The sequence below is a fragment of the Streptomyces sp. SID486 genome, from assembly GCF_009865385.1.
GTDB lineage: Bacteria > Actinomycetota > Actinomycetes > Streptomycetales > Streptomycetaceae > Streptomyces.
This window is the reverse complement of record NZ_WWJT01000326.1, coordinates 1-4,762: the sequence shown is the minus strand read 5'-3', so window position 1 is coordinate 4,762 and position 4,762 is coordinate 1. Positions and strand designations below refer to the sequence as shown.

Sequence of the window (4,762 nt, the reverse complement as noted above, 5' to 3'; positions counted from 1 at the left end):
GTTCGACCGGGGTGAGGGCGCCCACCGCGGGCTGCTCGGCCGACGCCGCGACGTCCGCGCCGCGCTGCGCGCCGCGCTCGGCGCCGGCGGACGCGAGTACGGCCTGCGCGTCGCCCTCTGCTTCGGCGCCAGCGCCGGTATCGCCCAGGCACTGCACCACACCCGCTGGTACGGGCCGCACGCACACTGGTACTGGCTGCCCGCCACCGCCGTCTTCCTGGTCAAGCCCGACCTCGGACCGCTCGCCTCACGGGTGCTGTGCCGGGCCGCCGGCACCGTGCTCGGCGCCCTGGCCTTCGCCGGCTTCGCCGCGCTGCTGCCCCGTCCGGCCGGACTGATCGCACTGGTGGCGGTGTGTGGTGCCCTCATACCGGTCGCCACCAGGCACTTCGCGGCGCTCACCGCCGTCGTCACCGTCCTCGTGCTCGCCCTGATCATGGTCGGCGGTGAGCCGCAGGCGTCGGCCAGCCGGATCGGCGAGACCCTGCTGGCCTGCGTGCTGGTGCTGGTCGTGGGGCATCTGCCGATGCCGGGGAAGCGGGGCGGCGGCGTTCGGGCCCGGCTCACGGCGGCCGGTGGAGCCGCGCACACCTACCTCCTGCACGTCCTCGGCGGGTCCGGGGACCGTACCGAACGGTGGGCGCTGCGCCGGGAGGCGTACCGGACGCTCGCCGAGGCCCGTACCGCCATCGCCGTCGCCGCAGCCGAACTGCCCGCCCTCGCCCGGCACACCGAGGGCACGGACGCCGTCGCCGAGGCGCTGGAACGGCTCGTGGACACCACCACGGCCTGCGCGGTGCACCTCGACGACACCGGACGGCTCACCCCCCGCCACCTCGGCCGGCTGAGGGAGGCGCTGGGCGACCTGGAGCGCCAGGGGCTACGGGTGCCGCTCCCGGCCGTCGCCTAGCCACGCAGACGCGAGCGCGATCACCCGCCGCGCGGAGAGAAGGCGGAGAGAAGAGGGGAGGGGGGAGGGGAGCGGCTCGCGGTCCGCGAGGGGAGGCGGGGAGGACGAGGTGGGGTTCGCGGTCCGTGCGGGGAGTGGCGTGTGGTCCGCGACGGGAGGCGGGGTGCGGTCCGTGGTCCGTGTGAGGGCGCGGGGAGTGGGGTGTGGTCCGTGCGCGGGGAGTGGGGTGTGGTCCGTGCGCGGGGGCCGGGTGCGGTCCGCGGTCCGTATGAAGAGGCGGGGATCCGCGTGCGGCTCGGCACACACGGCCGTACGCAGGGCCGTACGTTGGGCTCATGACTGACGCCGGGCCGCAGAGCGCCTCTCCCGCCGACCTGGTCGTCACCGGCTGCACGGTCCTCGTGCACGAGGGATACGACGACGCGGAACAGATCGCGTTCCGAGAGGACGCCGCCCTCGTCGTCCGCGAGGGCGCGATCGACGCGGTGACCACGGCCGCCGCCGCCCGGGAGGTGCCGGCCGCGACCAGGATCGAGGCGCACGGGCAGGTCGCGCTCCCCGGCCTGATCAACTGCCATACGCACGCCCCGATGGTGGCTCTGCGCGGACTCGCCGAGGACCTGCCGATCGAGGAGTGGTTCAACGACGTCGTCTGGCCCGTCGAGGCCAACCTCACCGCTCGGGACGTGGAGTCGGGGGCGCGCCTGGCCTGTGCCGAGATGATCCGGGGCGGGGTCACCTGCTTCGCCGACCACTACTTCCACATGGACGCGGTCGCGGCGGTCGTCACCGAGTGCGGGCTGCGCGCCCAGCTCGGCGCGGCCTACTTCTCCAGCCAGGGGCCCGAAGGGCGGGAGAACTCGGTCGAGTTCGCGCTCCGGCAACGCGGTGCCGCCGACGGCCGCATCACCACCGCCCTCGCCCCGCACGCCCCCTACACCGTCACCGGAGCCGACCTCGGCGCGACGGCCGGACTCGCCCGCGAGCACGGCCTGCCCGTGCACATCCACGCTGCCGAGAACCGCGACCAGACCGACACCAGCCTCGCCCGGCACGGCCTCACCCCCATCGAGGTCCTGGACCGCGCCGGGCTCCTCGACACCGACCTGCTCATCGCCCACGGCACCGGCATCGTGGACCGGGACCTGCCGCTGCTGGAGCGCACCGGCGGTCGTACGGCGGTGGCCACCGCGCCCCGCGGCTACCTCAAGTTCGGCTGGCCGGCCACCACTCCGGTACGGGCCCTGCGCGCGGCCGGTGTGCCCGTCGGCCTCGCCACGGACGGCGCGGCCTCCAACAACTCCCTCGACGTGTGGGAGGCGATGGCCCTGACGTCCCTGACGCAGAAGTTCACCGAGGGCGACCCGCGCTGGCTGACCTCCCGCCAGGCCCTGCACCACGCCACGGTGCAGAGCGCCCGCGCGGTCGGGCTCGGGGACACGGTGGGCAGCCTCGTGCCCGGCCGGCGTGCCGACTTCGTCCTGGTCGACCTCACCGGCCCGCACACCCAGCCGGTCCATGACCTCGCCGCCACCCTCGTGCACGGCGTCCGCGCCGCCGACGTCCGCACGACGGTCGTCGACGGGCGGGTGCTGATGCGGGACCGCGAACTCCTCACGATCGACGTCGGCGAGGCCGTACGCGAGCTGGCGGACCGGCTGCCCGGCCTGACCGCGCGCGACCACGGGCGGCGCGTCCAGCGGTACGACACCTGAGCCACGGCCGGCCCCGGTGCCGAGGCCGGCCCACGCCGAGCCGGGGGGCGAGGGTTGGCCAGGCCGAGCCGGGGGGCGGGGGTCGGCCAGGCCGAGTGGGGGGGGCGAGGGTTGGCCGAAAAATACTCTGCGTACGGCGATGAGTTCCGCTGCCGTCGGCGGTCTGCACCGCGAACCGACCGTCGGGCAGGAGGGCTCATGTCGTTTCCGGAGATCGTCTCGCGCGAGCAGTGGAGCGCGGCGCGCGAGGAGTTGCTGCGCAAGGAGGAGGCGGTCAGACGGGCGCGTGAGGTCCTCGGTGCCGAACGCCGGCGGCTGCCGATGGTCGAGGTCGACCGGGAGTACGTCTTCGAGGGCGGCGACGGCAAGGCGACCCTCCTCGACCTCTTCGAGGGCAGGACGCAGCTCGTCGTCCACCACTTCATGTTCGCGCCGGAGTGGGACACCGGCTGCGCGTGCTGCGCCGCCTTCCTGGACCAGGTCGGCCACCTCGCCCACCTGCGTGCCCGGAACACCTCCTTCGCGGCCGTCTCCCGGGCGCCGTTCACCCGGATCCTGCCGTTCAAGGCGCGGATGGGCTGGGCGGTGCCCTGGTACTCCTCGTGGCACAGCGACTTCAACCACGACTTCGAGGCCACCGTCGAATCGGGCGGCGACCGGCTCGAACGTCCGGGCGTCAGCTGCTTCCTGCGCGACCACGACCGGGTCTTCCACACGTACTCGGTGTACGACGACGGGCTGGACGGACTCGGCACCACCTCGGCCCTGCTCGACCTGACCGCGCTCGGCCGCAGCCCCGTCGGCAGCGACCGGCTCCGCCTTCACGACGAGTACGACTACTGACACGGAGCGTCCGATTCGTGTCACAAGGTGAACGGATGCTCACGGTCCGCGCCGACCCGGTGCCGAGAATGTCTCAGTCGCGTCACCGAGCGAGCCGTATGCCCCCTCCAGAGCGTTAACTCCTACACGGACGACGCTTCCTGGAGGTGCGTGATGGTGAACGGGCGAACCGTGCTCGAGCGCTTTCCCGCCGGTGGGCCGCGGGGCTCCTGGCCCGCGGAGGAGTTCGCGCACGCGCGACGACTGGAAGGGCTGCCCGCCGAGGTCGTCATGGACCTCGCGACGGACGCCTTTCTGGTGATCCTCCGCGGCGGTGAGGCCGTCGAGTGAACCCGTTCCGGTGTCGGGCGGCGGGCCGGGACGCGGTTCGGGCCGGGCAGGGTCGAGGGGCTCAGGCCGGCCTCGGGCACGGGGAACACACAAGCTGACAGCGCCGGCGCCGGTCCCGTCCCGGTGCCGCCGCCGACGCGGCCGCTGTGACGCCCGCCGGTGTGCCGGCCGCGGACCGCTGCGTCTTGCGCCCGCCGGTGTGCCGGCCACGAATCGCTGCGCCGTGAGCGTGTACAGCTCGGCGCGGACACCGCCTGCGGCGCGGTAGTTGCCGGGTTACGCCGACGCGGCCCGCGACCAGTCCGGGGCCGTGTCCGTCACTCGGCACATGGCCAGGTACAGCGGGATCGGCGGGGTGTAGGGGGCCGTACCCTCGGGCCGGTGGATCAGCCGGGCGGTGCCGGTGATCAGGGCTCCGGCCGCGTACTGGGCCGGGGCCGGCCACGGGAGGGCGTAGTCGGAGTCCGACGGAACGATCCACCACCAGTGCGAGCCGTCGGCGTACACGCAGCCCACCCGCGGCAGCCTGGGTACAACGAGCGGGCCGAGACGGGCCGGTACGCCCACGGCGTCGCAGCCGAGCGGGGCCGTCATGCCGTCCGGAAGCGCCAGCCGGCGGTCCGGATCCGGGGCCGGGCGCCGGCGCTGCAGGCGCACGAGGGTGTTGAGGCCGATGGCATGCTCCTGGCTGCTACGGGCGTTCGGACCGATGGCGTACTCCTGGCCGCTACGAGTGCCGGGGCCGACGGCGTGCCGCCGACCGCTCCGGGCACTGGGGTCGATGGCATGCTCCTGGCCGATACCGATACCGATACCGATACCGATACCGATACCGATACCGATACCGATACCGATACCGCTGCTGGTGCTGGTGCTGGTGCTGTGGCTCGTGCTCGTGCCGGCGCCGCTGCTGGTGCTCGCGCTGGTGGTGCAGAGGGCGTCTTCCGGGCCGCCGCCGGGGGCC

Annotated in this window: 5 protein-coding genes; 4 read left to right on the top strand and 1 reads right to left on the bottom strand. The window is 74.0% G+C overall.

Annotated elements, in window-relative coordinates:
- The 4 genes from GT045_RS15245 to GT045_RS38920 form a co-directional block, all read left to right on the top strand.
- Positions 1-910: FUSC family protein (locus GT045_RS15245; RefSeq protein WP_161334492.1), on the top strand; the 910-nt coding region annotated here is incomplete at its 5' end.
- 335 nt (positions 911-1,245) lie between these two features.
- Positions 1,246-2,625, top strand: coding sequence for an amidohydrolase (locus tag GT045_RS15240; protein WP_161334491.1), 1,380 nt, complete (start codon positions 1,246-1,248; stop codon positions 2,623-2,625).
- A gap of 198 nt (positions 2,626-2,823) precedes the next feature.
- Entirely contained in the window at positions 2,824-3,468 is a 645-nt protein-coding gene (locus tag GT045_RS15235; protein WP_161294722.1) for a DUF899 domain-containing protein, read from the top strand.
- A 153-nt stretch (positions 3,469-3,621) separates the two neighbouring features.
- Positions 3,622-3,798 (top strand): hypothetical protein, encoded by a 177-nt coding sequence (locus GT045_RS38920; RefSeq protein ID WP_202516081.1) that lies wholly within the window; start codon positions 3,622-3,624, stop codon positions 3,796-3,798.
- A gap of 276 nt (positions 3,799-4,074) precedes the next feature.
- Here the strand turns inward: GT045_RS38920 and GT045_RS15230 are convergent, their stop codons facing one another.
- The gene (locus tag GT045_RS15230; protein WP_161294726.1) at positions 4,075-4,509 is read right to left on the bottom strand and encodes a hypothetical protein; all 435 of its coding nucleotides are present in this window, start codon (positions 4,507-4,509) and stop codon (positions 4,075-4,077) included.
- Positions 4,510-4,762: the final 253 nt, after the last annotated feature.